Source organism: Halomonas elongata DSM 2581 (assembly GCF_000196875.2).
GTDB classification, from domain to species: Bacteria; Pseudomonadota; Gammaproteobacteria; order Pseudomonadales; family Halomonadaceae; genus Halomonas; species Halomonas elongata.
This window is the reverse complement of the sequence record NC_014532.2, coordinates 2,032,615-2,055,771: the sequence shown is the minus strand read 5'-3', so window position 1 is coordinate 2,055,771 and position 23,157 is coordinate 2,032,615. Positions and strand designations below refer to the sequence as shown.

24 protein-coding genes are annotated in these 23,157 nt (G+C 69.3%); 11 read left to right on the top strand and 13 right to left on the bottom strand.

Annotated features, from left to right (window positions below; all coding sequences use genetic code 11):
• The first annotated feature begins 1 nt into the window (after position 1).
• The 10 genes from HELO_RS09780 to HELO_RS09735 all read left to right on the top strand — a co-directional run bounded on the left by HELO_RS09780 (position 2) and on the right by HELO_RS09735 (position 8,275).
• A complete protein-coding gene (locus tag HELO_RS09780; RefSeq protein ID WP_013332532.1) occupies positions 2-460 on the top strand; it encodes a GspH/FimT family pseudopilin in 459 nt (152 codons plus the stop codon).
• Positions 457-819 carry a prepilin-type N-terminal cleavage/methylation domain-containing protein gene (locus HELO_RS09775; RefSeq protein ID WP_041602063.1) on the top strand — a complete coding sequence of 121 codons (363 nt, stop codon included), beginning with the start codon at positions 457-459 and terminating at the stop codon, positions 817-819. Before HELO_RS09780 ends, HELO_RS09775 begins: the two co-directional genes overlap by 4 nt.
• Positions 816-1,433, top strand: coding sequence for a type II secretion system protein GspJ (locus HELO_RS09770; protein ID WP_013332531.1), 618 nt, complete (start codon positions 816-818; stop codon positions 1,431-1,433). Before HELO_RS09775 ends, HELO_RS09770 begins: the two co-directional genes overlap by 4 nt.
• Positions 1,430-2,146, top strand: coding sequence for a type II secretion system minor pseudopilin (locus tag HELO_RS09765; protein WP_013332530.1), 717 nt, complete (start codon positions 1,430-1,432; stop codon positions 2,144-2,146). Before HELO_RS09770 ends, HELO_RS09765 begins: the two co-directional genes overlap by 4 nt.
• The gene (locus tag HELO_RS09760) at positions 2,143-3,213 is read left to right on the top strand and encodes a type II secretion system protein GspL (RefSeq protein WP_041602062.1); all 1,071 of its coding nucleotides are present in this window, start codon (positions 2,143-2,145) and stop codon (positions 3,211-3,213) included. The genes HELO_RS09765 and HELO_RS09760 overlap by 4 nt, the downstream gene beginning before the upstream one ends.
• Positions 3,197-3,805, top strand: coding sequence for a type II secretion system protein GspM (gspM, locus tag HELO_RS09755; protein WP_013332528.1), 609 nt, complete (start codon positions 3,197-3,199; stop codon positions 3,803-3,805). The genes HELO_RS09760 and gspM overlap by 17 nt, the downstream gene beginning before the upstream one ends.
• Complete coding sequence (locus tag HELO_RS09750; RefSeq protein WP_013332527.1) at positions 3,802-4,314, top strand: type II secretion system protein N; 513 nt, start codon at positions 3,802-3,804, stop codon at positions 4,312-4,314. The genes gspM and HELO_RS09750 overlap by 4 nt, the downstream gene beginning before the upstream one ends.
• A 143-nt stretch (positions 4,315-4,457) precedes the next feature.
• Positions 4,458-6,707: a type II secretion system secretin GspD gene (gene gspD / locus HELO_RS09745; protein ID WP_013332526.1), complete on the top strand. Its 2,250-nt coding sequence runs from the start codon at positions 4,458-4,460 to the stop codon at positions 6,705-6,707.
• 137 nt (positions 6,708-6,844) lie between these two features.
• Entirely contained in the window at positions 6,845-7,780 is a 936-nt protein-coding gene (gene yddG, locus HELO_RS09740) for an aromatic amino acid exporter YddG (protein WP_013332525.1), read from the top strand.
• Between the two features lie 93 nt (positions 7,781-7,873).
• Positions 7,874-8,275: a GFA family protein gene (locus HELO_RS09735; protein WP_041602061.1), complete on the top strand. Its 402-nt coding sequence runs from the start codon at positions 7,874-7,876 to the stop codon at positions 8,273-8,275.
• A 129-nt stretch (positions 8,276-8,404) separates the two neighbouring features.
• Here the strand turns inward: HELO_RS09735 and HELO_RS09730 are convergent, their stop codons facing one another.
• The 11 genes from HELO_RS09730 to tmpA form a co-directional block, all read right to left on the bottom strand.
• Positions 8,405-9,847: an aldehyde dehydrogenase family protein gene (locus HELO_RS09730; protein ID WP_041602060.1), complete on the bottom strand. Its 1,443-nt coding sequence runs from the start codon at positions 9,845-9,847 to the stop codon at positions 8,405-8,407.
• Complete coding sequence (locus HELO_RS09725) at positions 9,844-10,599, bottom strand: ABC transporter permease (RefSeq protein WP_041602059.1); 756 nt, start codon at positions 10,597-10,599, stop codon at positions 9,844-9,846. Before HELO_RS09725 ends, HELO_RS09730 begins: the two co-directional genes overlap by 4 nt.
• Position 10,600: 1 nt before the next feature.
• Positions 10,601-11,314, bottom strand: coding sequence for an ABC transporter permease (locus HELO_RS09720; protein WP_013332523.1), 714 nt, complete (start codon positions 11,312-11,314; stop codon positions 10,601-10,603).
• A 152-nt stretch (positions 11,315-11,466) separates the two neighbouring features.
• On the bottom strand, positions 11,467-12,237 hold the full coding sequence (locus HELO_RS09715; protein ID WP_041602058.1) for a transporter substrate-binding domain-containing protein: 771 nt from the start codon (positions 12,235-12,237) through the stop codon (positions 11,467-11,469).
• Between the two features lie 38 nt (positions 12,238-12,275).
• Positions 12,276-13,070: an ABC transporter ATP-binding protein gene (locus HELO_RS09710; RefSeq protein WP_013332521.1), complete on the bottom strand. Its 795-nt coding sequence runs from the start codon at positions 13,068-13,070 to the stop codon at positions 12,276-12,278.
• A 7-nt stretch (positions 13,071-13,077) separates the two neighbouring features.
• Positions 13,078-14,277 (bottom strand): pyridoxal phosphate-dependent aminotransferase, encoded by a 1,200-nt coding sequence (locus HELO_RS09705; RefSeq protein ID WP_013332520.1) that lies wholly within the window; start codon positions 14,275-14,277, stop codon positions 13,078-13,080.
• A 7-nt stretch (positions 14,278-14,284) separates the two neighbouring features.
• A complete protein-coding gene (locus HELO_RS09700) occupies positions 14,285-15,031 on the bottom strand; it encodes a class II aldolase/adducin family protein (protein ID WP_013332519.1) in 747 nt (248 codons plus the stop codon).
• Positions 15,028-15,966 carry an ABC transporter substrate-binding protein gene (locus HELO_RS09695; RefSeq protein ID WP_013332518.1) on the bottom strand — a complete coding sequence of 313 codons (939 nt, stop codon included), beginning with the start codon at positions 15,964-15,966 and terminating at the stop codon, positions 15,028-15,030. The genes HELO_RS09700 and HELO_RS09695 overlap by 4 nt, the downstream gene beginning before the upstream one ends.
• 225 nt (positions 15,967-16,191) lie before the next feature.
• On the bottom strand, positions 16,192-17,787 hold the full coding sequence (locus HELO_RS09690; RefSeq protein ID WP_013332517.1) for a 5-guanidino-2-oxopentanoate decarboxylase: 1,596 nt from the start codon (positions 17,785-17,787) through the stop codon (positions 16,192-16,194).
• Positions 17,784-18,371: an HD domain-containing protein gene (locus HELO_RS09685; protein WP_013332516.1), complete on the bottom strand. Its 588-nt coding sequence runs from the start codon at positions 18,369-18,371 to the stop codon at positions 17,784-17,786. The genes HELO_RS09690 and HELO_RS09685 overlap by 4 nt, the downstream gene beginning before the upstream one ends.
• On the bottom strand, positions 18,368-19,507 hold the full coding sequence (gene tmpA, locus HELO_RS09680; RefSeq protein ID WP_013332515.1) for a 2-trimethylaminoethylphosphonate dioxygenase: 1,140 nt from the start codon (positions 19,505-19,507) through the stop codon (positions 18,368-18,370). Before tmpA ends, HELO_RS09685 begins: the two co-directional genes overlap by 4 nt.
• A 138-nt stretch (positions 19,508-19,645) precedes the next feature.
• Between tmpA and HELO_RS09675 the strand changes: the two genes are divergently transcribed.
• The gene (locus HELO_RS09675; RefSeq protein ID WP_013332514.1) at positions 19,646-20,644 is read left to right on the top strand and encodes a GlxA family transcriptional regulator; all 999 of its coding nucleotides are present in this window, start codon (positions 19,646-19,648) and stop codon (positions 20,642-20,644) included.
• 50 nt (positions 20,645-20,694) lie between these two features.
• Here the strand turns inward: HELO_RS09675 and HELO_RS09670 are convergent, their stop codons facing one another.
• Positions 20,695-21,927, bottom strand: a complete 1,233-nt coding sequence (locus HELO_RS09670) for a TauD/TfdA family dioxygenase (RefSeq protein WP_041602057.1) — start codon at positions 21,925-21,927, stop codon at positions 20,695-20,697.
• A gap of 112 nt (positions 21,928-22,039) precedes the next feature.
• Positions 22,040-22,999 (bottom strand): GlxA family transcriptional regulator, encoded by a 960-nt coding sequence (locus tag HELO_RS09665; RefSeq protein ID WP_013332512.1) that lies wholly within the window; start codon positions 22,997-22,999, stop codon positions 22,040-22,042.
• Between the last annotated feature and the right edge of the window lie 158 nt (positions 23,000-23,157).

Sequence of the window (23,157 nt, the reverse complement as noted above, 5' to 3'; positions counted from 1 at the left end):
GATGGTCTCCACTCCCTGGCATGACGGGCCCGCGCGTCGGGCGCGCGGCTTCACGCTGCTCGAACTGCTCGTGGTCATCGTGCTGATCGGCGTCGCGGCGGCCGTCCTGGCCATCGGCCTCGACCGGGGCCTGCAGGCGTCGCAGGAGCGTCGCCTGCTGTCCGGGCTGGTGGCCGGCCTGCGTGGGGCCCGGGTGGAAGCCATCGCGACCGGCCGTCCGGTGCGGGCGACCTTCGACCTGGCCGGGCGTCGACTGTCGGCGCCGGGCGCGGATCCCGTGTCATGGCCCGAGGACGTCGTCCTGCGGCTGCACACCGCCAGGGCACTGGGGGCGGCCTTTGCCTTCTATCCCGACGGCGCGGCCAGCGGCGGCCACATCGTGATCGAGCGCGACGCCCGGCGCTGGCGCATCGACGTCGCCTGGCTGACCGGCCGCGTGCGGCTGAGCGAGCTGCCATGAGCCGGGCGCGCGGTTTCACCCTGCTGGAGATGCTGGCGGCGCTGGTGCTGCTGGCCATCGCCGCCTCGGTGCTGTTCGGCGCCTTCGGGCAGAGCACGCGTTCACTGTCCCGGGTCGCCGGCCACGAACGGCTCGATGCGGCGGCGCGCTCGCTGATGGACGCGTTCGACGACCGCCGCCTGACGCCCGGGCGAGAGCAGGGCCGCTGGGACGGGCTGGCCTGGACGCTCGAGGTCACGCCGCAGCCGTCGGCGCCGGCCGGCACTGTGCTCTATCGCCTGGACCTCGACGTCGTCGACGGCCGGCGCCGGGCGCATTACGCCACGTTGCGCCTGCGCGGTCGGGAGGCGACGCCGTGAGGCGCGAGGCCGGATTCACGCTGCTGGAGATGCTGGTCGTCATCGTGCTGCTGGGCCTGATGCTGGGGCTGGTGGGCACCTCGCTGGTGACGGCCCGCCACACCGTGGCCCAGGCCGAGCGCAAGAGCGAGCGGATCGACGAGATCCGCGCCGCCCGGCGCTTCCTGCGCCACTCGCTGAGCCAGACGGTGCCCCTGCGGGCCGAGGACGGTGGCGCGGGCGAGGCCGGGTCGAACGAGGCCGGCAGCTTCCGCGGTGCGCCTCGCTCGATGACCTTCTACGCGCCGCTGCCCAGCTCGCTGGGCGGCGGCATCCGTCGCCAGCGCCTGATGTTCGCCGACCGGCGCCTCACGGTGACGCTGGCCCGGCTCGTCGGCGAACGGCTCGAGCCCTGGGGCGAGCCGCAGCGGTTGCTCGAGGGCGTCGAGGACGTGCATTTCACCTACCGCGGACGCTCGCCGCTGGGCGAGCCCACCGGCTGGCGCGACGACTGGCCCTGGCCGCGGCGGCTGCCCCGGGCCGTGCGCATCGACCTTCGCCTGAGCGGCGGCGCGCGCTGGATCACCCAGCGGGTCGACCTGCGGCTGGACCTCTCGGGCGGGGCGGCAGGATGAGGCGCTCGCAGCGCGGCGCGGCGCTCATCCTCGTGCTGTGGGTGATCGCCCTGGCCAGCACCCTGCTCGGCAGCCTGGCGGTGTCGGTGCAGCTGCAGCAGAAGCAGGCGCTGTGGCAGCGCCACCAGACCCGGGCGGCGCTGGCGGCGGAGGCCGGGCTGACCCGGGCCGTGGCCGGCCTGCTCGAGCGCGGGCCCCGCCGCTGGCGGCCGGATGGCGAGCTTCACCGGCTGACCTTCGACGACAGCGAGCTGGCCGTCAGGGTGCGCAGCGAGCGCGGCAAGCTCGACCTCAACGCCGCCCCGGCGAGCGACGTGCGCCGCCTGCTGAACGCCTGCGGCACCGGGGAGGGGGCCGCGGCCGACACGGTCGCAGCCCTGATGCGGCGCCGCGACCGCCAGCCCCTGCGCCTGCTGGAGGCCTTTCGCTCGCTGCCGGGCATGACCTACGCGCGCTATCGCTGCGTGCGGCCGCTGATCACCGTGTGGTCCGGCATGCCGCGCCCGGACCCGGCGCTGGCGCCGCCGGCGCTGGTGAGCGCGCTGGACCTGCCGAGTGTCGAGGGCGCGGCCGCGCGGGCGGGGCAGATCCTGACCGTCGACGTCCGGGCGACCCTGGCGGGCGGCTTCCGCTCGCATCTGGCCGTCACGCTGCTGCTGCGGCCGTCGTCGGCCGGCACCCAACCCTATCGAGTATTGAGATGGCAGGAATGAGCGCGGCCCTGCGCCGCATGACCGACGCGCTCGGCGAGTGGCGCGAGCGATGGCGGACGCGCTGGTGCCACAGCCTCGCGCGGCACTGGTGGCGCGTCTGGCTGGCGGAGTTGGCCGGGATGCTGCCGGCGGCCGTCGCCCGGCGGCTGAGCCGTCGCGAATCGGTGCAGCGCCTCGCCTGGCCGCTGCCGGAGGCCTTCGACCGCACGCGGCCGGCGGTGCTGGTGCTGGACGCGGATCAGGTCATGCGCCAGCGGCTCATGCTGCCGCGGGAGGCGACGCGCCATCTCGCCAGGGTGCTGCGCTACGAGTTGGACCGCTACCTGCCGTACGCGCCGGACGAGGTGCACTTCGTCGCCCGGGTCGTGGAGCGTTCGGCCGCTGGCGCCGAGGTCGAGCTGGTCGCGCTGGCGAAGGATCGGCTCGAGGCCATGCTGGCGCAGTGCCGGGCGCGGGGCGTGAGGCTCTGCGCGCTGGACGCGACGAATCGCGACGGCGAACGCCTGGGGCTCGACCTGCTGCCGCCCGGGACGCGCGCCGGGCGGGGGCACTCGGCCCGGCTCGAACGCTGGCTGTGGGCCGGCGTCATGGCGCTGGCGCTGGGGCTGGTCGGGGTGCATCTGCACCAGTGCCATGCGGCGCTGGAGGCCATGCGGGCCACCGTCGACGCGCAGCGCGACGAGGTTAGCCGGGTGCAGCGGCTGCGGCGGTCGCTGGCCGACACCGCCGGCGCCTCTCGCTACCTGGCGGAGCGCAAGGCGAGCCGCCCCATGCTGAGCGGGCTGCTCGCCGAGCTCACCGCCTGCCTGGGGGACGATAGCTGGCTCGAGCGGCTGGAGGTGGAAGACATCGACCGGGTGAGCGTCTCCGGCCAGAGCGCTCGGGCCGGCGGGCTGGTCCAGCGACTCGAGGGCTGTTCGAGCCTGACGCGGGTGCGCTTCCAGGGCGTCATCCAGACCGACGACGCGACCGGCCAGGAGCGCTTTTCGATCGGCGCCCGGCTGGTCGCGAGCGAGACCGCCGACCCATCGACCGGAGGAGGAAGAGGCGATGCGAGCCCTGACTAGGCGAGAACGCCGGATCGCGGCGCTGAGCCTGCTGGCGCTTCTGGCCTGGGGCGCCTGGGCCCTGGTGGAGGCGATGCTGGTCGACCCGCTGCACGACATGGCGCAGGAGGCCGAGACCCTCCGGCAGCGTCAGGCGCGCTACGCCGGTGTGATCGCCCAGGGTGAGGCGCTGAGCGAGACGCTCGAGCGCCTGCGCCACGCGTCGGCCGGGCGCGATGGCCTGCTGCCGGGCGAGGACCCCAACGGCGCGGCGGCGGAGCTGATGCGGCTGGTGCTCGAGCGTGTCGAGGCCCAGGCGACGGTCGGGCCCGGCTGCGAGGTCGCCCGACGAACGCCCATCGCGCCCTCGACACCGGCCGAGGACGACGCCTTCCGGCCGGTGAAGGCGGGGCTGACGCTCGAGTGCGCCATCGAGCCGCTGGCCCGGGTGCTGAAGGCCCTGGAGGCCGGCCAGCCGGCGCTGTTCATCGACCGGCTGAGCCTCCGTCGTCGCTCGGACGCTCCCGACCGTGGTGGTCCCGGTCGGCTGGAGGTGCAGCTGCTGGTACGGGGCTACATGGCGCGGGCCGACGCGCGGGAGGAGGGCGCATGAGGCTTCGCGCCACGATGCTGGCGGCGGTGGCCCTGAACGGCCTGGCGCTCGCGGCGTTGATCTGGCGGCTGACCGCCCCGGTCGCGCCGCACTGGCTGGCCGCCGAGCCGGCTCCGCCGCCGCCCGCGACGACGGCTGCCGAGCCGCCGCCACCGCCGTCGGATGTGCGGCTCGCCGCGACCTGGCAGCATCCGCTGTTCAGCCCGGACCGGCGGCCTGACCGCCAGGCCCGGATCCCGGCGCGCGATCCGCTGCCGGACCTGACGCTGACCGGCGTGGTGCTCGACGGCGAGACGCGCTGGGCCTATCTGCGCGGGCCGGGGGCGACGCGCCGCCGCCTGGCGGCGGGCGATGCGCTGCCGGGCGGCTGGACCCTCGCCCGGCTGACCGCCCGCGCCGCCACCTTCCGGCGAGGCGAGCGCACCCGGACCCTGACGCTCGCCATGCCGCGGTTGCCGGCGCCCGACGAGGGCGAGGCCGTGCGGCTGCCGGATACCGGACAGCCCTGAGCGCCTATGGAACAGCCCTGAGCGCACATGAAAAGCCCCGAGCCCTTGTAGACCGCCTTGAGCGGCGCCGGCTCTTATGCCAAGCCACCGGCGCCGACGTCCTGCTTCTTTCCCTTGCTTCCTTTACCGTGGACCCGAACATCATGACCCTCACGCGACCCTCGATACGAACGGTTCGCCCGCTGTGCGCCTCGCTGTGCGGCGTGGCGATCGCGCTCTCCCTGAGCGCCTGCACGACGACCTCACAGCCGATGAGCGCCGATCCCGACCTGCTCCGTGAGGCGCTGCGCGGGGCCGCAGATCCGGCGCCCCAGCCGGCGGCGCCCGCCGAAGACGATACCGAGCCCGCCGGCACGTCGCCCCGTCAGCGCATCATCGAGGGCGCCGGCCGCCCGGTGCCGGCGGCGTCCGCGTCGACCGGCGCGGACGCCACCCGCGCGTCGGCCGACGGCGAGGCGGGGGAGATCGTCCTCAACTTCACCGACCAGCCCATCGAGGCGGTCATCAATTCGGTGCTCGGCGACCTGCTCGGCGAGAGTTACAGCATCGCGCAGGGGGTGGAGGGCACCGTCAGCTTCTCCACCTCGAGCCCGGTGGGCGAGCGGGAGGCACTGTCGATCCTCGAGACGCTGCTGTCGTGGACCGACAACGCCATGATCCGCCAGGGCGATCGCTACCAGATCCTGCCCGCCAGCCAGGCCGTGGCCGGCAAGCTGGTGCCCGAGCTGCCGATCAGCCATCCGCCGGCGGGGCTGTCGGCGCGGCTCTATCCGCTCGACTACATCGATGCCACCCAGATGCAGACGCTGCTCGAGCCCTTCGTGCGCGACGATGCCTTCCTGCTGGTGGACTCGGCGCGGAACCTCATCGGCCTGGCCGGCACGCCGCAGGAGCTGGCGAACTACCAGGACACCATCGACACCTTCGACGTGGACTGGCTCAAGGGCATGTCGATCGGCGTCTACGGCCTGGAGCACGCCTCGGTGGCGTCTTTGATGCCGCAGCTGCGCCAGGTGTTCGGTGAGGGCGGCGGGATGCCGCTGTCCGGCATGGTCAGGTTCCTGCCCAACGAACGCACCAACTCGATCATCGCCATCTCCTCGCAGCCCGACTACCTGAGTGAGGTCGGCAGCTGGATCCGTGCCATCGACGAGGGCGGCGGCAACGAGCCTCAGCTGCACGTCTACGACGTGCGCAACCTCAAGGCATCGGAGCTCGCCGGCTACCTGCGCCAGATCTACGGCTCCGGCCGGTCCGCCGAGCGGTCCGATGCGTCGCAGGACGCGGCCGAGGTCGCGCCGGGGCTCGAGACCACCGACCTGATGTCGCTGAACGGGGGCGACGGCGGTGCGGCCGGTGCCGGCCTCGGCGGAGCCGGGATGGATGCGGACGCGGAGTCGGCGCCGGGCGCCACGCCCGGCCGGCAGGGCGGAGGCGACGGCCGCCTCGGCGGCGCGAGCGGCGAGATGGCGGCGTCGACGCGCATCACGGCCCAGGAGAGCAGCAACCAGCTACTGGTGCGTGCCCGTCCGGCGCAGTGGAAGGAGATCGAGTCCGCCATCGAGCGGCTGGATCAGCCGCCGCGCCAGGTGCAGATCGAGACGCGCATCCTCGAGGTCAGGCTGACCGGCGCCCTCAATCAGGGCGTGCAGTGGTACCTGGGGCAGCTCGCCGGCAACGCCTCGAACCCGTCGGTGGCCAACGCCAGCGGCAGCCAGGGGGCGCTGGGCGCGGGGGGCGTCTCGCTGGGTGGCAGCTCGATGTTCTACTCCTTCGTCGGCGACAACCTGCAGGTGGCGCTGCGCGCGCTGCAGACCCGCGGGCTGACCCAGGTGCTCTCCGCGCCGTCGCTGGTGGTGCTCAACAACCAGCAGGCGCAGATCCAGGTCGGCGACAACATCCCGGTCAATCAGACCACCGTCAACACGGCGGACGCCGACACCACGCTGAGCAGCGTCGAGTACGTGCAGACGGGGGTGATCCTGGACGTGGTGCCGCGCATCAATCCGGGCGGGCTGGTCTACATGGACATCCAGCAACAGGTCAGCGATGCCGACGACAACGCGGCCGGCTCGACGGCGTCGAACCCGCGCATCTCGACCCGGGCGGTGTCCACGCAGGTGGCGGTGCAGAGCGGCCAGACGGTGCTGCTCGGCGGGCTGATCCAGCAGAACAACGCCGAGTCGGAGACCCGGGTGCCGGGGCTGTCCTCGATCCCGGGGCTGGGCCGGCTGTTCGGCAGCGAGGCCCGCGACCGCGACCGCACCGAGCTGATCGTGCTGATCACGCCCAAGGTGGTGAACAACCCGGTGCAGGCGCGCGAGATCACCAACGACTATCGTCGGCAGATGCAGCTGCTGAAGGCGCGGATGGACGAGGCGTCGTCCTCCTGAGCGCCTGCCGGCACGGGGCGTCGTTCTTATCCGTCTTGCGTTGTTGACTGGCGTGGTGGCGCCGATGACCGAAATCGACAAGTCTTAGCCTTCTTCGCCCTTCATACTGCCCAGCCGACCCCGAATGGAGAATCGACATGTCGGCTGTTTCCCCCGCCGAGGCGCGCCGCGCCACCCTGTGGGGCGCCAGTACCGTGCTGAGCTGGGCGACGCTGGCGCTGTTCACTCAATGGGCCGGCCCGGTGCCGCCCTTCCTGCTGACCGCGCTGTGCTTCGGCCTGGCCGGCGTCTTGGCGCTGCTGGTGTTCCTGCTGCGTGGCGAGAAGCGTGCCCTGGCCGAGGCCTTCCGTCAGCCGCCGGCGGGCTGGCTGCTGGGCGTGGGCGGGCTGTTCGGCTATCACCTGTGTTACTTCATCGCCCAGCAGAACGCGCCGGCGGCCAACGCCGGGCTGATCAGCTATCTGTGGCCGCTGCTGATCGTGATCCTGGCCGGCTGGCTGCTGCCGGGTGAGCGCCTGCGTGGCATTCATCTGGTGGGCGGCGTGTGCGGATTCATTGGCGCGGCGCTGCTGGTCGGTCCCGACGGATTCGACTGGTCCGGCGAGTACACCCCGGGCTACCTGGTAGCGCTTCTGGCGGCCTTCATCTGGAGCGGCTATTCGGTGGCGTCCAGGCTGCTGGCGCGGATTCCCACCACGGCGGTGGCCTGGAACTGTCTCGGTGCCGCGGCGCTGGCATTCGTCTGCCATCTGGCCTGGGAACCCACGGGATGGCCGGAAGGCGCCAACCTGTGGGCGATCCTGGCCCTGGGGCTAGGGCCGGTGGGCAGTGCCTTCTTCACCTGGGATATCGGCATGAAGCGCGGCCAGGTACGCCTGCTGGGGCTGTTGTCCTATGCCACGCCGCTGTGCTCGACCCTGGTGCTGATCGCCGCCGGCCTGGCCGCGCCCAGCCCGACCCTGTTGCTGGCCGCGCTGCTGATCTGCGGCGGCGCACTGATCGGCAGCGGCATGCTGGGCAAACGCTCAGGTCGAAATAGTCGAGACGCCTCGGTGGGTGATTCTCGCGGATGAGGCATCAGGATGTCTCTACCGGAGAGACTGTTGGTGCAGGTGGGAAGCGAGAGTAATGTTGTCGGCTTGTTTTTTCATTCAAGGAGAGGAGCAATGGGACTAAAGGGAAGTTGCTTGTGCGGGGGGATTCAATACGAAGTGATGGGGCCTCTCGGCCAAGCGATGTATTGCCACTGCCAGAAATGTCGTAAATCGAATGGAACCGCCTTTGCGCTCAATGCCGCAATCCAGGCCTCGGACTTCACGTTGAAGGCGGGCAGCGAGCTACTGAAGAGCCACGCGTCTTCAGAGGATGCCAGGCGGTATTTCTGCTCGAATTGCGGCTCTCCGATCTATAGCCAGCGCTCGTCGATGCCTGATGTCCTGCGGCTTAGGGTGGGAACTCTGGATGATGATGCGGACCTGGAAAAAGTGGCCCATATCTTCGTGGGCAGCAAGGCGAACTGGGATGAGATTCATGATGATCTACCGCAATTTGCGGAGCGTCCCGTGTGATCGCAGCAGGATGGATGGCATTGAGGAGCTGAAGGCCGGTCCGACGATTCCGGTCTCGCCGGAGGCCGTGTCCGCCATGAACGGACCGCCGTCATGACGGTCCGTTCAGCGGGCGAAGCGCCGCTGCTCTCAGCTAGGCCGGGTGACGTAGCGGGTCTCCAGGTAGGCGTCGAGCCCCGCTCGACCCAGTTCGCGGCCGATGCCGCTGCCCTTCATGCCGCCCCAGCCGAGTCCCGGCGGGGCCACCTGATGGGTGTTGCACCAGACGTTGCCGGAGGTGAGTCGCCCGGCCAGCGCTTCGGCGCGCTCGGTGGTGCCGGCGACCACGGTGGCGGCCAGGCCGAAGGCGCTGTCGTTGGCCAGTGTCACCGCCTCGTCGTCGTTCTTGACGGTACGGGTGCACAGCACCGGGCCGAAGATCTCTTCCTGCCACAGGCGGCTGGTGACCGGTACGTCCCGATACACCCTGGGGGCGACGAAATGCCCGTGCTCGGGCAGGGCGATCGGGGCCCTTGCGGTGGGGTCGAGCCCTTCGGCTTCGGCCGTTGCCAGGTATTCCTCCACCCGCTCGCGCTGAGCGGCGTTGACCAGCGGGCCCAGGGTAGTGGACGGGGCGTGCGGATCGCCGGCGACGAGCCCGGCGATGGCGGCGTCCAGTCGGGCGTGCAGTTCGTCGGCCACGCTTTCGTGGACCAGCAGCCGCGAGGTGGCCGAGCACATCTGGCCGGCGTTGTAGGCAAACCCCGCCAATACCAGCTCGGTGGCCAGAGCCGGATCGGCATCCTCGGTGACCAGGATCGGTGACTTGCCGCCGAGTTCCAGGGAGACGTTGCGCGTTCCCCGGGCGGCAGCGGCCATCACCGCCTCGCCCACCGGGTTGCTGCCGGTGAAGGACAGCTTGTCGACTCCGGGATGGGCGGTCAGCGCTGCGCCGACACCGCGTCCATCGCCGTGGAGCAGATTGAAGACGCCGGACGGCAGTCCTATCTCGAGGGCGATCTCGGCCAGTGCCTGCTCGGGCAGCGGGGTGACTTCGGAGGGCTTGAAGACCACCGTGCAGCCGGCGGCGAGCGCCGGGGCGAGCTTCCAGGCGCTGCTGACCAGCGGAAAGTTCCAGGGCGTGATCAAGCCGGCCACGCCGACCGGGTCCTGGTAGCGACGCGACACCAGCCCCGTTTCGCCGGTGTCGACTGTCTCGCCCTGGCGCGCGTCCAGTGCCCGTGCCTGGCCAGCGTAGTAACGGTAGCAGGCGATGGCGTCGGCCAGATCCTGATCGGCTTCGGCTCGCGGCTTGCCGTTGTTGCGGCTGGAAAGCTCGACCAGCGAGGTACGGCGCGCCTCGAGCGCCTCGGCGATGGCGTCGATGAAGGCACCACGATGCTCGCCCGAGAGGTCGCGCCAGCCGGGCAAGGCGCGACGGGCGGCGGCCACGGCGTCATCCACGTCCGCGGGATCGCCGGCGGTGACCTCGGCGATGCGCGTCTCGCGGTAGGGATCGATGACGTCCAGGCATTGCGTGGCACGGCTTGCCACCCAGGCGTTGTCGATGAAGTGGCGTGTCAGTTTATTCATGAGGCTTCTCTCTGACTGTGCGGGAGGCGTCGAGGCAGCCATCCCCGGCCACGCTCGGGCTGCATGCCGGGGAAGTGACGTTCCACCTGACGCAGCACCAGGGTGAGCACCAGCGTCATGGCCAGGTAGATGCCGCCGATCAACAGCAGGGGCTCGTATACCAGGAAGGTCTCGTCGCGGATGAGGTTGGCGGCCTGCAGCAGGTCCATCAGGGCGATGGTCGAGACCAGCGGCACAGACTTGAGCAGCAGGATCATCTCGCCGGTCAGGGTCGGCAGGCATAGCTGGATGGCGCGGGGCAGCCAGAGGCGCGTGAAGACCTGCAGGGGCGTCAGGCCGAAGGCGCGGCCGGCCTCGCGCTCGCCCGGCGGCACGCTCAGCAGGGCGCCGCGCAGGACCTCGCCGGAATAGGCGCCGACGCTGAGGATGAAGGTCAGGGCGCCGTAGAAGAAGGGATCGCGCAGCAGCGGCCAGATGACGCTGTCCTGGATGCCGGGGATGCCCTCGAGCAATCGCCCCACGCCGTAGTAGAAGAAGAATAGTTGCACCAGCAACGGCGTGCCGCGCATCACGATCGTGAAGCCCTGAACGGCCAGCGCCAGGGGGCGGGGTCCCTTGAGACGAGCAATGGCGACGAGCACGGCCAGCGCGAGGCCGCCGATCGCGGACACGGCGATCAGCCACAGGGTGTTGATGAAGCCTTCGATCAGGTATTCCTGATAGAAAGGATCGCCAAGCCAGGAAAAGTCCATGTCAGGCCTCCTCGGTGGTCGGCTGGCCGCGACGCAGGCGGCGTTCCAGGCGCGCAAACAGCGCCGTGGACGACAACGTCATCGCCAGATAGATGACGCCGGCGGCGGCGTAGAACAGGAAATGGGCACGGGTGCTGGAGGCTGCCTGCTGGATGGTAAAGAACAGCTCGCTGTAGCCGATGACGCTGATCAGGGCGGTATCCTTGATCAGGATCAACCAGAGATTCGACATGCCCGGCAGGGCATTGGGCAGCATGGCGGGCACGACGATGCGCCGGAAGCGCGCCCAGGTCGAGAAGCCGAAGGCATCGGCAGCCTCGAGCTGGCCACGTGGAATGGCCAGGATGGCGCCGCGCAGCACCTCGGTCATGTAGGCCCCCTGAACGAAGGCCAGCACACCCACGGCGGTCACGAAGCCGTTGATGGCCACCTGGCCGGAAAAGCCCATGGCATTGGTCACGGCGGTGAGTGCCTGGGAGCCGGCATAGTAGAGCAGGATGATCAGCAGCAGCTCGGGCACGGCTCGCACCGCCGTGGAGTAGAGCGTGGCCAGGCCGCGTAGCGGCGCCCAGGGACTGAGACGCGCGCTGGCGCCGAGCAGGCCCAGTGCGAGGCCGATGGCATAGGCCAGCACGGCGATCTCCAGGGTCGTCAGGGCGCCCTGGAGGATGGGGCCGGCCCAGTCGGCCAATCCTTCTTGAGAATGGTTGTTCATGGTCGAAAGCACCTTGTAAGGCGCCGACTCAACGCCGGATCGGTGGATCTCCGTCCGGTGGCGTGGTCGGTGCCTCGCTTGTGATGACATGGCGAAGCCGCCGGGGCGATGTCGCTGTCCGGCGGCTCGGATCGCGCGGGTAGCGGCGAAGCTTAGCCAGTGCAGATGTCGGTGCCGAAGTACTCCTCGGAGAGCGAGCTGCAGGTGCCGTCCTGCTGGACCCGTTCGATGGCCGCGTTGAGGTTGGCCTTCAGCTCGCTGTCGCCCTGGCGAATACCGATGCCGACACCTTCGCCGTAGGCCTCGTGATGCGGGGCGGTGCCCTTGATCTCGAAGCCTTCGGCCTCGTCGCGCTCGACCAGTTCGTTCATGGCGATCTCGTCGGCCAGGATCACGTCCAGGCGACCGGAGAGCAGGTCACGGTTGACCTGCTCGGCCTGGTCGTAGAGACGGGTGTCGACACCGGTGTCGCGCAGGGCGCGTCGGGCATAGGTGGCGTTGGTGGTGGCGCTCTGCACGCCCAGCACCAGGCCGTCCAGCCCTTCGGGCAGGCTCAGTTCCAGGTCGTCGGCGGCGACATAGGCACCGGGAGTGAAGTAGTAGGGATCGCTGAAGTCGATGACCTTCTGGCGGGCTTCGGTGATCGACATGGAGTTCATGATCATGTCGATGCGCCCGGCCTTGAGCGAGGGGATGATGCCGCTCCAGCCGGTGGGCTGGATTTCGCACTCGGCTTCCATGGCCTCGCAGATGGCCAGGCCAAGCTCCACTTCGAAACCGGTCCATTCGCCTTCGGACGAGGTGTAGGTGAAGGGCGGGTAGGGTTCGGCGGAAATACCGATCTGCAGCGGCTCGGCGGCCTGGGCGGCACCGCCGAGAGTGGCGATGGAAAGGGCGATGGCGGGGATGAGGGCGCGTTGCATGGTGTTCTCCTTGCTCATTGTTGGAAAGGGAAGGCGGATCAGGCGGCCGGCGCGGCGAAGCGCTGGCAGCGCGGATCGTCGAAGACCTCTTCGGGGGTGCCGGCGACGCCGATGACGCCGCGGTCGAGAAACACCACCTGATCGGAAACTTCCCGGGCGAAGGCCATCTCGTGGGTGACCAGCACCATGGTGCGGCCTTCGTCGGCCAGGCCGCGGATCACGCCGAGCACTTCGTTGACGCGTTCCGGATCCAGGGCCGAGGTCGGTTCGTCGAACAACAGCAGGCGTGGCTCCATGGCGAGCGCACGGGCAATGGCCACGCGCTGCTGCTGGCCGCCGGAAAGGAAGGCCGGGTAGGCGTCGCGCTTGTCGGCCATGCCGACGCGGGCCAGATAATGCTCGGCCACCTCGGTGGCGCGTCGGCGCGAGAGCCCCTGCACCCGCATCGGGGGCTCAATGACATTGCCGAGCACGCTGAAGTGCGGCCACAGGTTGAATTGCTGGAAGACCATGCTGACCTTGGCGCGCAGCCGTTGCAGCTGGCGCCGGTCCAGACCGACGACGTCGCCCTGGGGATTGCGGTCGAAACGGATCGCCTCATCCGCAATCGCCAGGTCGCCCTGGTCGGGGCGTTCCAGCAGGTTGAGGCAGCGCAGCAGGGTACTCTTGCCGGACCCGCTGGCGCCGATGATGGAGGTGACGCTGCCCTCGGGGACCTCGAGGGAGACATCGCGCAGCACCTCGAGGTCGCCGTAGCGTTTGACGAGGTGGCGCGCCTGCACCGCCGGGGCGGCGGTGGCGGTCGGAGTGTGATCGTCGAGCGATGATGTCATAGGCGACTCATTGAACGGTGGAAAGGGTGCCGGCCGTGTCGCGTGCCGTTTCGGCACAGCGGGCCAGGCGTCGGCAGGCGTCGGTCAGGCGGGCTTCATCGACGGTCAGGCTCAGCCGGACGAAGCCGGCGGCGGAGGGGCCGAAGGCCTCTCCGGAGAGCACCGAGACGCCGTGTTCGTCGAGCAGCCGGTCGGCGAAGGCCTGGGACGACAGGCCGGTGGCGCGTATGTCGACCATCAGGAACATGCCGGCCGCCGGGGGAATGACCTCCACGGCCGGGCAATCCGCCAGGGCCGCGCAGACGGCGTCACGCCGGGCCCGGTAGCTTTCGTGCATGGCCTGGAGTTCCGGGATCTCCCGGGTCAGGGCATCCCGGGCGGCGTCCTGGATGAAGTCCGGGCAGCCGTAGAGCATGCTCAGCGCCAGGTTGCCGAGGTGCGCGATCAGTTCCCGGGGGCCGAGGACCCAACCCAGTCGCCAGCCGGTCATGGCGTGTGACTTGGAGAGGCTGTCGATCACCACGCTGCGGTCTTCCAGGCCGGGCAGGGCGGCGGCGCACTGGTGTTCTCCCTCGAAGACCAGATTGGCGTAGACCTCGTCGGAGACCAGCCACAGGTCGTGGCGACGGCACAGCTCGGCGATGGCGTGCCAGGTATCGGCGTCGATGAGCTGCCCGGTGGGGTTGTGCGGGCTGTTGAGCATGATCGCCCGGGTGCGCGGAGTGATCGCCGCCTCGATGTCGGCGGCGTCGAGGCGGAAGCCGGCATCGCTGCGCAGCGGGATGCGCACCATGGTCGCGTCGGTGGAGCGCAGTACGGCTTCGTAGGTGACGTAGCAGGGTTCGGGCACGATCACTTCGTCGCCGGGATCGAGCAGGCACTGGGCGACGGCATAGAGGCCGCACTGAGCCCCGGCCATGACGATGACACGCTCGGGATCGGCCTCGACGCCATGCCGGCGGTAGCGCTCGACGATGGCCTCGCGCAGGCTGTGCTTGCCCTGGACGTCGGCGTAGTGCGTCGCGCCGCCCCGCATGCTGGCCACAGCGCTTTCGACGATCGGCGTCGGGGTGTCGAAATCGGGATCGCCCACCGACAGCACGGTGATGTCCTCGCCGGCTTCCTGCCGCGCCAGGGCGCGGTAGTGGATGTTCCAGGCGGCGGCACCTTCGCCGGCGATGCGATCGGTCAGTCGTGAATAACGCATGGCAGTCTCACTGAATGGCCTGAGAGAGGGTGTCTTCGGCTGGCAGCCGGCGCAGCTCGGCCTGCCAGGCGAGGTCGGTGCCTTGCGGGCTGGCGGCCCAGGCCTCGTACTGGCGGGCGACATGCTCGCAAAGCTCGGGGCTGGCCTGGCGCAGGGGGCGGCCGGTGCCCTGGGCGGCCAGTTGAGCCTGGCAACTGCGCTCCAGGTCGCGCATGCGCAGGAAGGCTTCGCCCACGCTGCGACCGCAGCTCAGCAAGCCGTGCTGGCGCAGCAGCATCGCCATGTGGTCGCCGAGATGGGCGGTCAGTCGTTGCCGCTCGTCGAGGTCCAGGGCGATGCCTTCGTAGTCGTGATAGCCGAGGCGCTCGTGGAACTGCATCGCCCACTGGTTCAGCGGCAACAGCCCTTCCTCGAGGCAGGAAACGGCTACTCCAGCCACCGTGTGGGTATGCAGCACGCAATCGATCTCGGGGCGCGCCGCGTGGATGGCGCTATGGATGGTGAAGCCGGCGGGATTGATGCCGAGCCCGGTCGGGTCGTCGAGAATGTCGCCGCTGGCATCGACGGTGACCAGATTGTCGGCACGTACCTCGTCGAAGCGCAGGCCGAAGGCATTGAGCAGAAAGCGCTCGCCGGGCAGGCGCGCCGAGATATGCGTCGAGATACCGTCGTCCATGCCGTCCAGCGCGACCAGCCGATAGGCGGCGGCCAGGTCGCGGCGCTGAATGGCTTCCTCGTCGCGGTGCGTGGTCACAGGCTGGCCTCCACGGCGTCGAGCGCATTGCCGCCGTCGCGGGTTTTGACGCTTTCGAGGAATTCGGCGATCCGCTCGGGGTGCGAGACCAGCCAGTCATGGGCCACGGCCTCCAGCTCGCGTTCCTCGAGGCTGTATTCGCGGATGAAGTCGCTCTGTTCGTCGGCACTGAGCACGAACTGGTCGAGCAGTCGTGTCAGGTTGGGATTGGCTTCGGCGTAGGACTTGGCAACGATGGTCTTGACGTCGCTGCGGCCATTGTCGGGGCCGTAGACGCCTTCCGGGTCGTCGAGGATGCGGGTGTCGTACTCCGGCACCATCCAGTGGGGCGTCCAGCCGTAGAAGAGGATCCAGCGATCCTCGTCCACGGCGGCTTCGACCTCGCTGAGCATGCCGGGCGTGGATGAGGACATGGCCTTCCAGTCGCCCAGCCCGTAGGTGTCGGCCTCGATGGCCTTGTTCAGCATGTCGGTGACGGTGGAGCCGCTCTCGATGCTGTAGACGGTCTTGTCGAACCGCTCGGCCACTTCGGGGTCGGCCAGTTGTTCGGCGCTGGTGATGCCCGCCTCGTAGACGTAGCTCGGCACCGCGAAGCCCATGCGGGCGCCGTTGACGTTGTTGCCCAGATCGACGATGGCGCCGGCCTGCATGGCGGCGTCGTAGCTTTCCTGCTGGGCCGGCATCCAGCCGGCGAGAAAGGCGTCGCTGTCGCCGGTCTGCAGGGTGTTGTAGCCGACCGTCGAACTGAGCTGCTGCTTGCTGGTGGTGTATCCCAGCGGTTCGATCAGCTGTGCGAAGATCTCGCTCTTGACGGTCACGCCGGGCCAGGGTGGCACGACCAGGCGGAGTTCGTCGTCGCGATCGGCAGCGGTGGCGGGGCCGGCCAGGGTCAGGCCGGCGAGCAGCGTCAGGGTGATGGGGATCTTGGTCGTCATATCTCGGAGGTCTCCTTGGAAAACACTGATTTATTGCTGCGCTCGATATCCTGGCCGCCGGCGGTACTCAAAATCCTCATTTACGCCCGTGTAAACTGCGGTTTTTCTGTTCCGGCGGCGGCCAGCCTCTCTTCGCTCGCAACATAAATCAGCGCCTTCCTGATTGCCGGGAGGAGATGAAAACCATCTCCACCTCAGAGGGAAAGGATCGGGGCGTTCGGGTCGCTAAAGTGAGTCGGCCCAGCCGGCGGCGTCGACCTCGACGATCAGTGGCGATGTGGTGTCGTTGAGGCTGGACAGGGCCTCGCCAAGCGTGGCCGGGTCGGCGATGCGGCGGTAGCGGCAGGCGAAAGCCTGTGCCAGGGCCTGGAAGTCGGGGGCGGCCAGGTCGACACCGAGCTTGGGTATCTCGCTTGCGGCCATGTAGCGGCGTATCTCGTCATAGCCGTCGTTGTTCCAGATCACTACCGCGACGGGGCGGCCCAGGTCGCGGGCGGTGCCCAGTTCGCCGAGCACGAACTGCAACCCGCCGTCACCGACCAGGGCGACCACCGGCCGATCGGGACAGGCCAGCGCCGCACCGAGGGCGGCGGGCAGGCCGTAGCCGAGGGTGCCGAAGCCGGTGGCGGCGTTGAACCAGCGACGCGGTGCCGGCAGTGAAGCCAGGAAGTTGCCGGCATAGACGGGGCCGGTGGAGTCGCCGACGACAATGGCCTCGGGCAGGGCCTGGCGCAAGGTGGTGAAGAGCGGTGCGTAGGGGACGAGCTCGGGATCCTCGGCGAGAGCCAGTTCCCGATGCACGGCCTCGGCGCGAGCGGCGCCGTCGCGTCCTGCTGATTCGGGCAGTCGTTCGGTCAGGGCCGTCATGGCCTGGCCGGCTTCGGCGAGCAGGGCCAGGTCGGCGGCCTGGTTGCGACCGAGCTGCTGGGGATCGATATCGACCCGGATCAGGCGGCCGTCGAGGACGAAGCCGCCGTCGAAGACCAGGTCATAGTCGGTCTCGCCGAGCTCCGTGCCGATGGCCAGTACCACGTCGGCTTCGCGGGCCAGCCGGCGGGCGGCGGGCAGGCTGGCGGTGGCGCCCAGATCCAGCGGATGGTCGAGTCCCAGTACGCCCTTGGCGTTGATGGTGGTGAACGCCGGGGCGTCGAGTCGTTCGACCAGGGCGCGGGCGGCGTCCGGGGCATCGGCGGTGCCGCCACCGAGCAGCACCAGCGGACGAGCTGCGGCGCCGAGCCATTCGGCGGCCTTGGTCAATGCCTCGGGAGCCGGTGCCGGCGGGTAGGTGCGGGTCGGTGTGACGGGGGCATCGGATACCGGGGCGCCCATCACGTCCAGGGGGATCTCGATATGCACGGGGCCGGGACGGGCGCTGTCGAATATCGAGAAGGCGCGGGCCAGCACCTCGGGCAGTGCCTCGGGGTCGTGCAGGGTGTGGCTGAACACGCTGACGCCGGCCAGTGTCTCGCGCTGGTGGGGCATCTCGTGCAAGCGCCCCTGGCCGCGCCCCAGGCTGGCGCGCTGGTTGACGCTGGAGATCACCAGCATGGGTACCGAGTCGGCCAGGGCCTGACCCATGGCGGTGGCGATGTTGGTCATGCCGGGGCCGGTGATGATGAAGCAGGCGGCGGGCTTGCCGCTCGCCCGGGCATGGCCGTCGGCCATGAAGCCGGCTCCCTGTTCGTGACGCGGCGTGACATGGCGCAGCCGGCTCTCGCCCAGGGCGCGGTACAGTTCGATGGTATGCACGCCGGGGATGCCGAAGGCGGTGTCGACGCCGTAGGCCTCGAGGAGCTGGATCAGTCGCTGGGCACAAGTCATCGGGGCTCGTTCTCCTCGATCGGGTCGGGCAGGCCGCCGAAGGGCGGACGGCTCAGGACGCGCTCGACCATGGGCACGAAATGCTCGAGCGGCAGGGTGTCGTAGCCGGGATCGAAACTCGCCTGGTCCCAGTGGTCGCAGAAGCGCACTGTGCGGGCGTAGGCCGGGTGGTCGCGGAACTGCTCCCGGGCGTGGCGGTCCTGGCCGAAGAAATGGCGGTAATGGTAACCCTGGAAGAGCTCGTGATGGCGGATCATCCAGGCGTTCAAGGGGTCGATGAACGGCTCGAGAATGCCCGCGGCGATCTCGGCATGATTGGCCGGTGCCAGGTCGTCGCCGATGTCATGCAGCAGGGCGCACACGACCATTTCCTCGTCGGCACCGTCGCGCAGCGCTCGGGTGGCGGTCTGCAGGCAGTGCTCGAAGCGATCCACGGGATAGCCGTGATGGTCGCCGGCCAGGCGGTGGAGGTGTTCGAGCACGCGGCGCGGGGCGTCGGCCTGGTAGTCGCGGAAGCGGGCATCGATCAATTGCCACTCGTCGAGCCGGCTTTCGTCGAAACGGCGGAAACTGGCCTGGTTCATGCGCTGGCCTCCTGGGACGGTTGGCTGGATAGCTGGCGACGCAGCACCAGGCGGCGGCTGGCGGTGCTGTCGCGGTCGACATAGCCCTGGCGCAGATGGCGCACGCCGCCGGCGAGTTGGTAGGCGCGACGTCCGTGCAACAGGCGATAGTTGTCCATGATCAGCATCTGGCCGGGATCGAGCTTGAGGTGAACGGTCAGCTCGTCCGAGGTGATCAGGCGATAGAAGGCGCGTCGCGCGGCATAGTAGCGCTCGAGCTCATCGGCGGGCAGGGCGTCGACGCGTTCGGTGCGATTGGAAAAGCGCACGCGTGCCAGGCGACCGTGGCTGTCGAGCTCGATCAGGGGGCCTTCGCCCTCCAGCCGAGTGGTGTCGTCGTGGTAGCGAAAGCCCGGGGCGACGCGGGTCAGGCATTCGAAGGCCTCGGGGTCGCGGGCCTTGAGGGTCAGCGCGGCCTGGTAGCCGTCGACCAGGGTGTTGTCGCCGCCATCGGCGGCATTGGTCAGGCAGTGCAGCCAGATGTAGCCGGGGATGGGGTCGCGATAGGGGTTGTCGGTGTGCGGCTCGAGCCCCCGCTGGGTCATGGTCAGGTCATAGGCATTGGCCACCGACTTGACGTCGGCGATGCCACCCCAGTTGGTGCGACGCAGGGGGCCGATGCGGTCGATCAACGCCTGCATGCCGTCTTCCTCGGTGGGCACGCCAGAGACCAGCACGAAGCCGAAGCGATGCAGGTTCTCGAGCATGTCGAGCAGGGCGGCATCGTCCTGACGGGCGGCCGCGAAATCCGCCCGGGGTGGCTCGGCCAGGCTGGCATCCCAGAGGCTGCGGCCGGGCACGCTGGAGTCGATTTCGGCGCCGGCCTCGATCAGCTCGGCGAGTGGAAAGTCGGTGACGTGGCCGTCGCTGAAACGCAGCGCTACCCGCTCGCCGTTCAGTTTGGCGCTTTCCAGGGCCAGGTCGAGTGGCAGCTCGGCGGCCTCGATCAGGCGCTGGCCGGTGCGAGGGTCCAGAGTTTCGGGATCGGGCGCTCGCTCGCGCAGCCAGAGGGCGGCGAATTCGCGGGTCAGGCCCTGGGTTTCGAGGTTCAGGCGCTGTCCGGCCGAGGACAGCCACAGCTTGCCGCTTGCGGTCATGACGATCTATCTCCGGGTATTGCGTGGACCGTGACGAAGTGTCGCCACCGGCGCCGATGCGCGACTGGCTTTACCCTAACGCTACCTTGCCGCTAGTATTTGCATAAATTCGCCCTTTATTTGATTTTTTTGGCCATCATGAGTGAGTTTGCCGATACCTGGCCCTATCCGCGGCCGGATTCACCGCCCTTGCTGGCGCCCGAACAGGCCGAGTACACCCTCGATGTCTGGCTGGTTCCCAAGTTCTCGATGCTGAGCCTGTTCTGCCTGCTGGAGCCACTGCGCGTGGCCAACCGCTTCGGTCGGGACCTGTTCGCCTGGCGACTCTTGTCCGCCGATGGGGAAGGACTGGTGGCCAGCAACGGCGTGCGGATCGATGTGGACGGCGAGCTCGATGACGTGGCCGATGCCGCGCACCTGATGGTGGTGTCTTCCTATGAGGCAGAGGCCACCATCCGGGGGCAGGATCTCGCCGTGCTGAGGCGGGTGGCGGCGCACGGTGGCTGGTTGGGCGGGCTGGACACGGCACCCTTCATCCTCGCGCGGGCGGGGGTGCTGGAAGGGCATCGGGTGGCGATGCACTGGGAAAGCGTGCCGGCGTTTCGCCGCGAGTTCCCGCATCTCAGGATCAGCCCGGCGCGTTTCGAGCTGGATGCGTCGCGGCTGACCGGGTCGGGCGGTTCGGCGAGCATCGACATGATGCTGGCCTGGATGGAGCGGCTCTATGGCCCGGCGCTGGCCAATGCCGTGGGTCGTCAACTGGTACACCAGCGCGGCAATGACGATCCCTCGCCGAGCCGGGACGAGCGCTATGCGCACTTGCCGCGCAGCGTGCTGCGGGCCCTGGCGGTGATGGAGGCGAACCTGGCCCAGGCGCTGCCCATTCCCGAGATCTGTCGGCTGGTGGGACAGTCGCAGCGCCAATTGACGCGCCGTTTCATGGCGCATTTCGGCGAGACGCCCAAACAGTGCTATCTGGGCATGCGGTTGGACCAGGCCCAACGTCTGCTCGCCGCCAGCCGCTGCCGGGTCACCGAGGCGGCGCTGGCCACCGGCTTCGCGCACCTGGCGCACTTTTCCCGGGCCTACCGGGCGCGCTTCGGGGAGGCGCCCAGCGTGACCGCCGAACGGGGCTAGGCATCCTCTGAAAGCTGTCCAGGTTCGACCATGCGGCGCTGGACATCAGCTCAGCGCTCCTCGGCGCCGATCCGTCGCTGACGCCGGGCGCGCTGGATCATGCGATAGCGCGAGCGGATCTCGTCGCGTTCCAGGTAGCATCCCTGCAGCCAGCGGTGTCCGCTGTCGCCTTCGAAGGCATCCCGGGCATGGAGCAGACGCCGGTTGTCGAAGATCACCAGATCGCCGGGCTGGTAGGTGAAGCGAATGGCGAACTCGGGTTCGCGCAGCAGGCGTTGCAGGGCCATCAGGGCTTCGTAGGCCGGCTCGACCTCCGCGAAATCGGTCTGCAGGGGGCCGCGCAGGAAATCGGCGATGCGCACTTCGAGCAGTTCGCCCCGGGCATCCAGGCGAATCATCGGCGCGTGCCAGACATGATCGGTGGTGCGGGCCGTATTGGCGAAGCGCCAGCGCACGCGGGTCAGGGTGGCGTAGGCCTGCGGGTCGCGTTCGCGCAGGGCCTCGGCCACGGCGAAGCCGTCGAGCATCACCGCTTCGCCGCCGGCCACGCTGTTCTCGAGGCAGTGCAGGCACTGGAGCCCGGGATGATACTCGCGGGTCGGCAGGTCCACGTGAGGCGGCAGGGCGATGGAGGTATAGGCGTTGGAGTCCGGTTCCGGCTTGGCGCGGACGTCGAACAACTGCCCGAAATTGGTGGGACGCACGGGGCCGATGCGCCGGGCAATGGCTTCCAGCGAGCCGGGCTCGGTGGGCAGGTTGCGCAGGCGGGCCAGCCCCTTGCCGAGAATGGCCTCCAGCGCCGGAGCGAGGATCGCTTCCTCGGCGTCGTCGCCGGGTTCGCTGTCGAGCAGGCCGCTGGCGTCCAGGCTGTCGGGCCGCTCGCCGGGGCCGCCACGCCAGGTGGTCACCGGGACCAGCGGCGCCTCATCGTCGGCGGCATTGTCATAGTCGTGGGCACGCAACCAGCCGGGGTGAAAGCGCAGGCGACGCTCTTCGGGCACGAAGTCGATGCACAGTGCGCCGCTGCCGTCGATTTCGGCATTCGCGATCTCCGGCCAGGCAGGCAGGGTGGAGAGGTCGAGGATGCGCTCGCGGGTCGCCGGATTGACGGTGGTGTCGTCGGCGGCATTCTCGCGCAGCCAGATGCTGTGATAACGGCTGACACGGCCGTCGCTCCAGCGCACCGAGACCTGGCGCGGGGAGCTTTCCACGGCCTGGAGACGGGCCTCGATCGGCCAGGCATCGTAATCCGGCGTCGGCGGAAGGGCGGTGTCGGTCGTCATGGAACCTCCTGGGCTGCGGTGTCGAGTGGCGCCCAGAGTGCCAGCCGCCGTGCGATCGAAAGCGACCCGATTCGACATCGACTGTGCACGACTCGACAGTCGAGGCGTTTGGTCAACGCTGCCGCAGTTGGCTGGGCGTCAGCCCGTAGCGACGACGGAAGGCCCGCGTGAAGCTGGAGGCCGAGGCAAAACCGCTGGCCAGGGCGATGTCCATGACGCTGTGGCGGGTGTCGATCAATAGCTGGTGGGCATGGGCCAGGCGGCGCTCCAGGTAGAAATGCCGCGGTGTCTGGCCCAGGTGACGCTCGAAGAGGCGCTCGAGGCGGCGCCAGGAGAGGCCGAGTTCATCGGCCAGCGCCTGGATACCCAGGGGGGCTTCCAGGTGAGTCTCCATCAGCGCGATGGCCCGGTCGAGCATCGGGTCGGCATCTCCGGTCGGCCGTGCGATGTGGCGCTGCCGGCTGGCGGGCAGACGCCCCTGGTCGTGGACGAGCTGTTCGCGCACCAGAGCGGCCAGCTCGTTGCCGTGTCGACGGGCGATCAGGTCCAGGCTCATGTCGATGGCCGAACTACCGCCGGCGCAGGAGAAGCCTTCGGCCGAGACTTCGTAGAGCGATTCGACCGCCTCGATCCCGGGAAATCGCGCGCGGAATTCGGGCAGCGACTCCCAGTGCAGGGTCACGGTCTGGTCGTCGAGCAGGCCGGCGGCGGCGAGCGCAAAACAGCCGGTATCCATGCCGCCCAGCACGCAGCCGGCCCGGGCACGCGAGCGCAGCCATTCCAGCAGCTCGCCATCGAGGGCCTGTTCCGGGGCGAAGCTCGCGCAGACCGCCAGGCTCGGCGTTTCGGGGGCATCCTGCAACGACCAGGTGGCGGCGAGGGGCATGCCGTTGGAGGCGGTGACGGGGCCGCCGTCACGACTGATGACATCCCAGTGGAACAGCGTGCGACCGCTGATGCGGTTGGCGATGCGCAGCGGCTCGATGGCCGAGAAGAAGGCCACCATGGCGAAACGCGGCAGCAGCAGAAAGCCGATGGATTCCGGTTCGGGAACCTGGGGCTGTAGACGCATGGCAGTCGGACCTGGCCGTTGGGCGTTGAATCGGGAAGACGATTGTAGAGGGCTTCGGAGCCGTTGCAATGGAAGCGAGATGCACCGAGAATGTCGCATGGTGTCGCTTATGGGTCGACTTTTGCAAAGTTACCCCGACGAAAGGCGTCAGACTGGAG

What these genes read in the sequence shown, in the direction of transcription:
- HELO_RS09750 (WP_013332527.1), top strand. Translation starts at nt 3,802, where the DNA reads ATGAGGCTTCGCGCCACGATGCTGGCGGCGGTGGCCCTGAACGGCCTG.
- HELO_RS09765 (WP_013332530.1), top strand. Translation starts at nt 1,430, where the DNA reads ATGAGGCGCTCGCAGCGCGGCGCGGCGCTCATCCTCGTGCTGTGGGTG.
- gspM (WP_013332528.1), top strand. Translation starts at nt 3,197, where the DNA reads ATGCGAGCCCTGACTAGGCGAGAACGCCGGATCGCGGCGCTGAGCCTG.
- HELO_RS09780 (WP_013332532.1), top strand. Translation starts at nt 2, where the DNA reads ATGGTCTCCACTCCCTGGCATGACGGGCCCGCGCGTCGGGCGCGCGGC.
- HELO_RS09695 (WP_013332518.1), bottom strand. Translation starts at nt 15,966, where the DNA reads ATGACGACCAAGATCCCCATCACCCTGACGCTGCTCGCCGGCCTGACC.
- HELO_RS09670 (WP_041602057.1), bottom strand. Translation starts at nt 21,927, where the DNA reads ATGACGACCGACACCGCCCTTCCGCCGACGCCGGATTACGATGCCTGG.
- HELO_RS09720 (WP_013332523.1), bottom strand. Translation starts at nt 11,314, where the DNA reads ATGAACAACCATTCTCAAGAAGGATTGGCCGACTGGGCCGGCCCCATC.
- HELO_RS09685 (WP_013332516.1), bottom strand. Translation starts at nt 18,371, where the DNA reads ATGAACCAGGCCAGTTTCCGCCGTTTCGACGAAAGCCGGCTCGACGAG.
- HELO_RS09690 (WP_013332517.1), bottom strand. Translation starts at nt 17,787, where the DNA reads ATGACTTGTGCCCAGCGACTGATCCAGCTCCTCGAGGCCTACGGCGTC.
- HELO_RS09760 (WP_041602062.1), top strand. Translation starts at nt 2,143, where the DNA reads ATGAGCGCGGCCCTGCGCCGCATGACCGACGCGCTCGGCGAGTGGCGC.
- HELO_RS09665 (WP_013332512.1), bottom strand. Translation starts at nt 22,999, where the DNA reads ATGCGTCTACAGCCCCAGGTTCCCGAACCGGAATCCATCGGCTTTCTG.
- HELO_RS09675 (WP_013332514.1), top strand. Translation starts at nt 19,646, where the DNA reads ATGAGTGAGTTTGCCGATACCTGGCCCTATCCGCGGCCGGATTCACCG.
- HELO_RS09730 (WP_041602060.1), bottom strand. Translation starts at nt 9,847, where the DNA reads ATGAATAAACTGACACGCCACTTCATCGACAACGCCTGGGTGGCAAGC.
- HELO_RS09735 (WP_041602061.1), top strand. Translation starts at nt 7,874, where the DNA reads ATGGGACTAAAGGGAAGTTGCTTGTGCGGGGGGATTCAATACGAAGTG.
- gspD (WP_013332526.1), top strand. Translation starts at nt 4,458, where the DNA reads ATGACCCTCACGCGACCCTCGATACGAACGGTTCGCCCGCTGTGCGCC.
- HELO_RS09715 (WP_041602058.1), bottom strand. Translation starts at nt 12,237, where the DNA reads ATGCAACGCGCCCTCATCCCCGCCATCGCCCTTTCCATCGCCACTCTC.
- HELO_RS09705 (WP_013332520.1), bottom strand. Translation starts at nt 14,277, where the DNA reads ATGCGTTATTCACGACTGACCGATCGCATCGCCGGCGAAGGTGCCGCC.
- HELO_RS09775 (WP_041602063.1), top strand. Translation starts at nt 457, where the DNA reads ATGAGCCGGGCGCGCGGTTTCACCCTGCTGGAGATGCTGGCGGCGCTG.
- HELO_RS09710 (WP_013332521.1), bottom strand. Translation starts at nt 13,070, where the DNA reads ATGACATCATCGCTCGACGATCACACTCCGACCGCCACCGCCGCCCCG.
- tmpA (WP_013332515.1), bottom strand. Translation starts at nt 19,507, where the DNA reads ATGACCGCAAGCGGCAAGCTGTGGCTGTCCTCGGCCGGACAGCGCCTG.
- HELO_RS09725 (WP_041602059.1), bottom strand. Translation starts at nt 10,599, where the DNA reads ATGGACTTTTCCTGGCTTGGCGATCCTTTCTATCAGGAATACCTGATC.
- yddG (WP_013332525.1), top strand. Translation starts at nt 6,845, where the DNA reads ATGTCGGCTGTTTCCCCCGCCGAGGCGCGCCGCGCCACCCTGTGGGGC.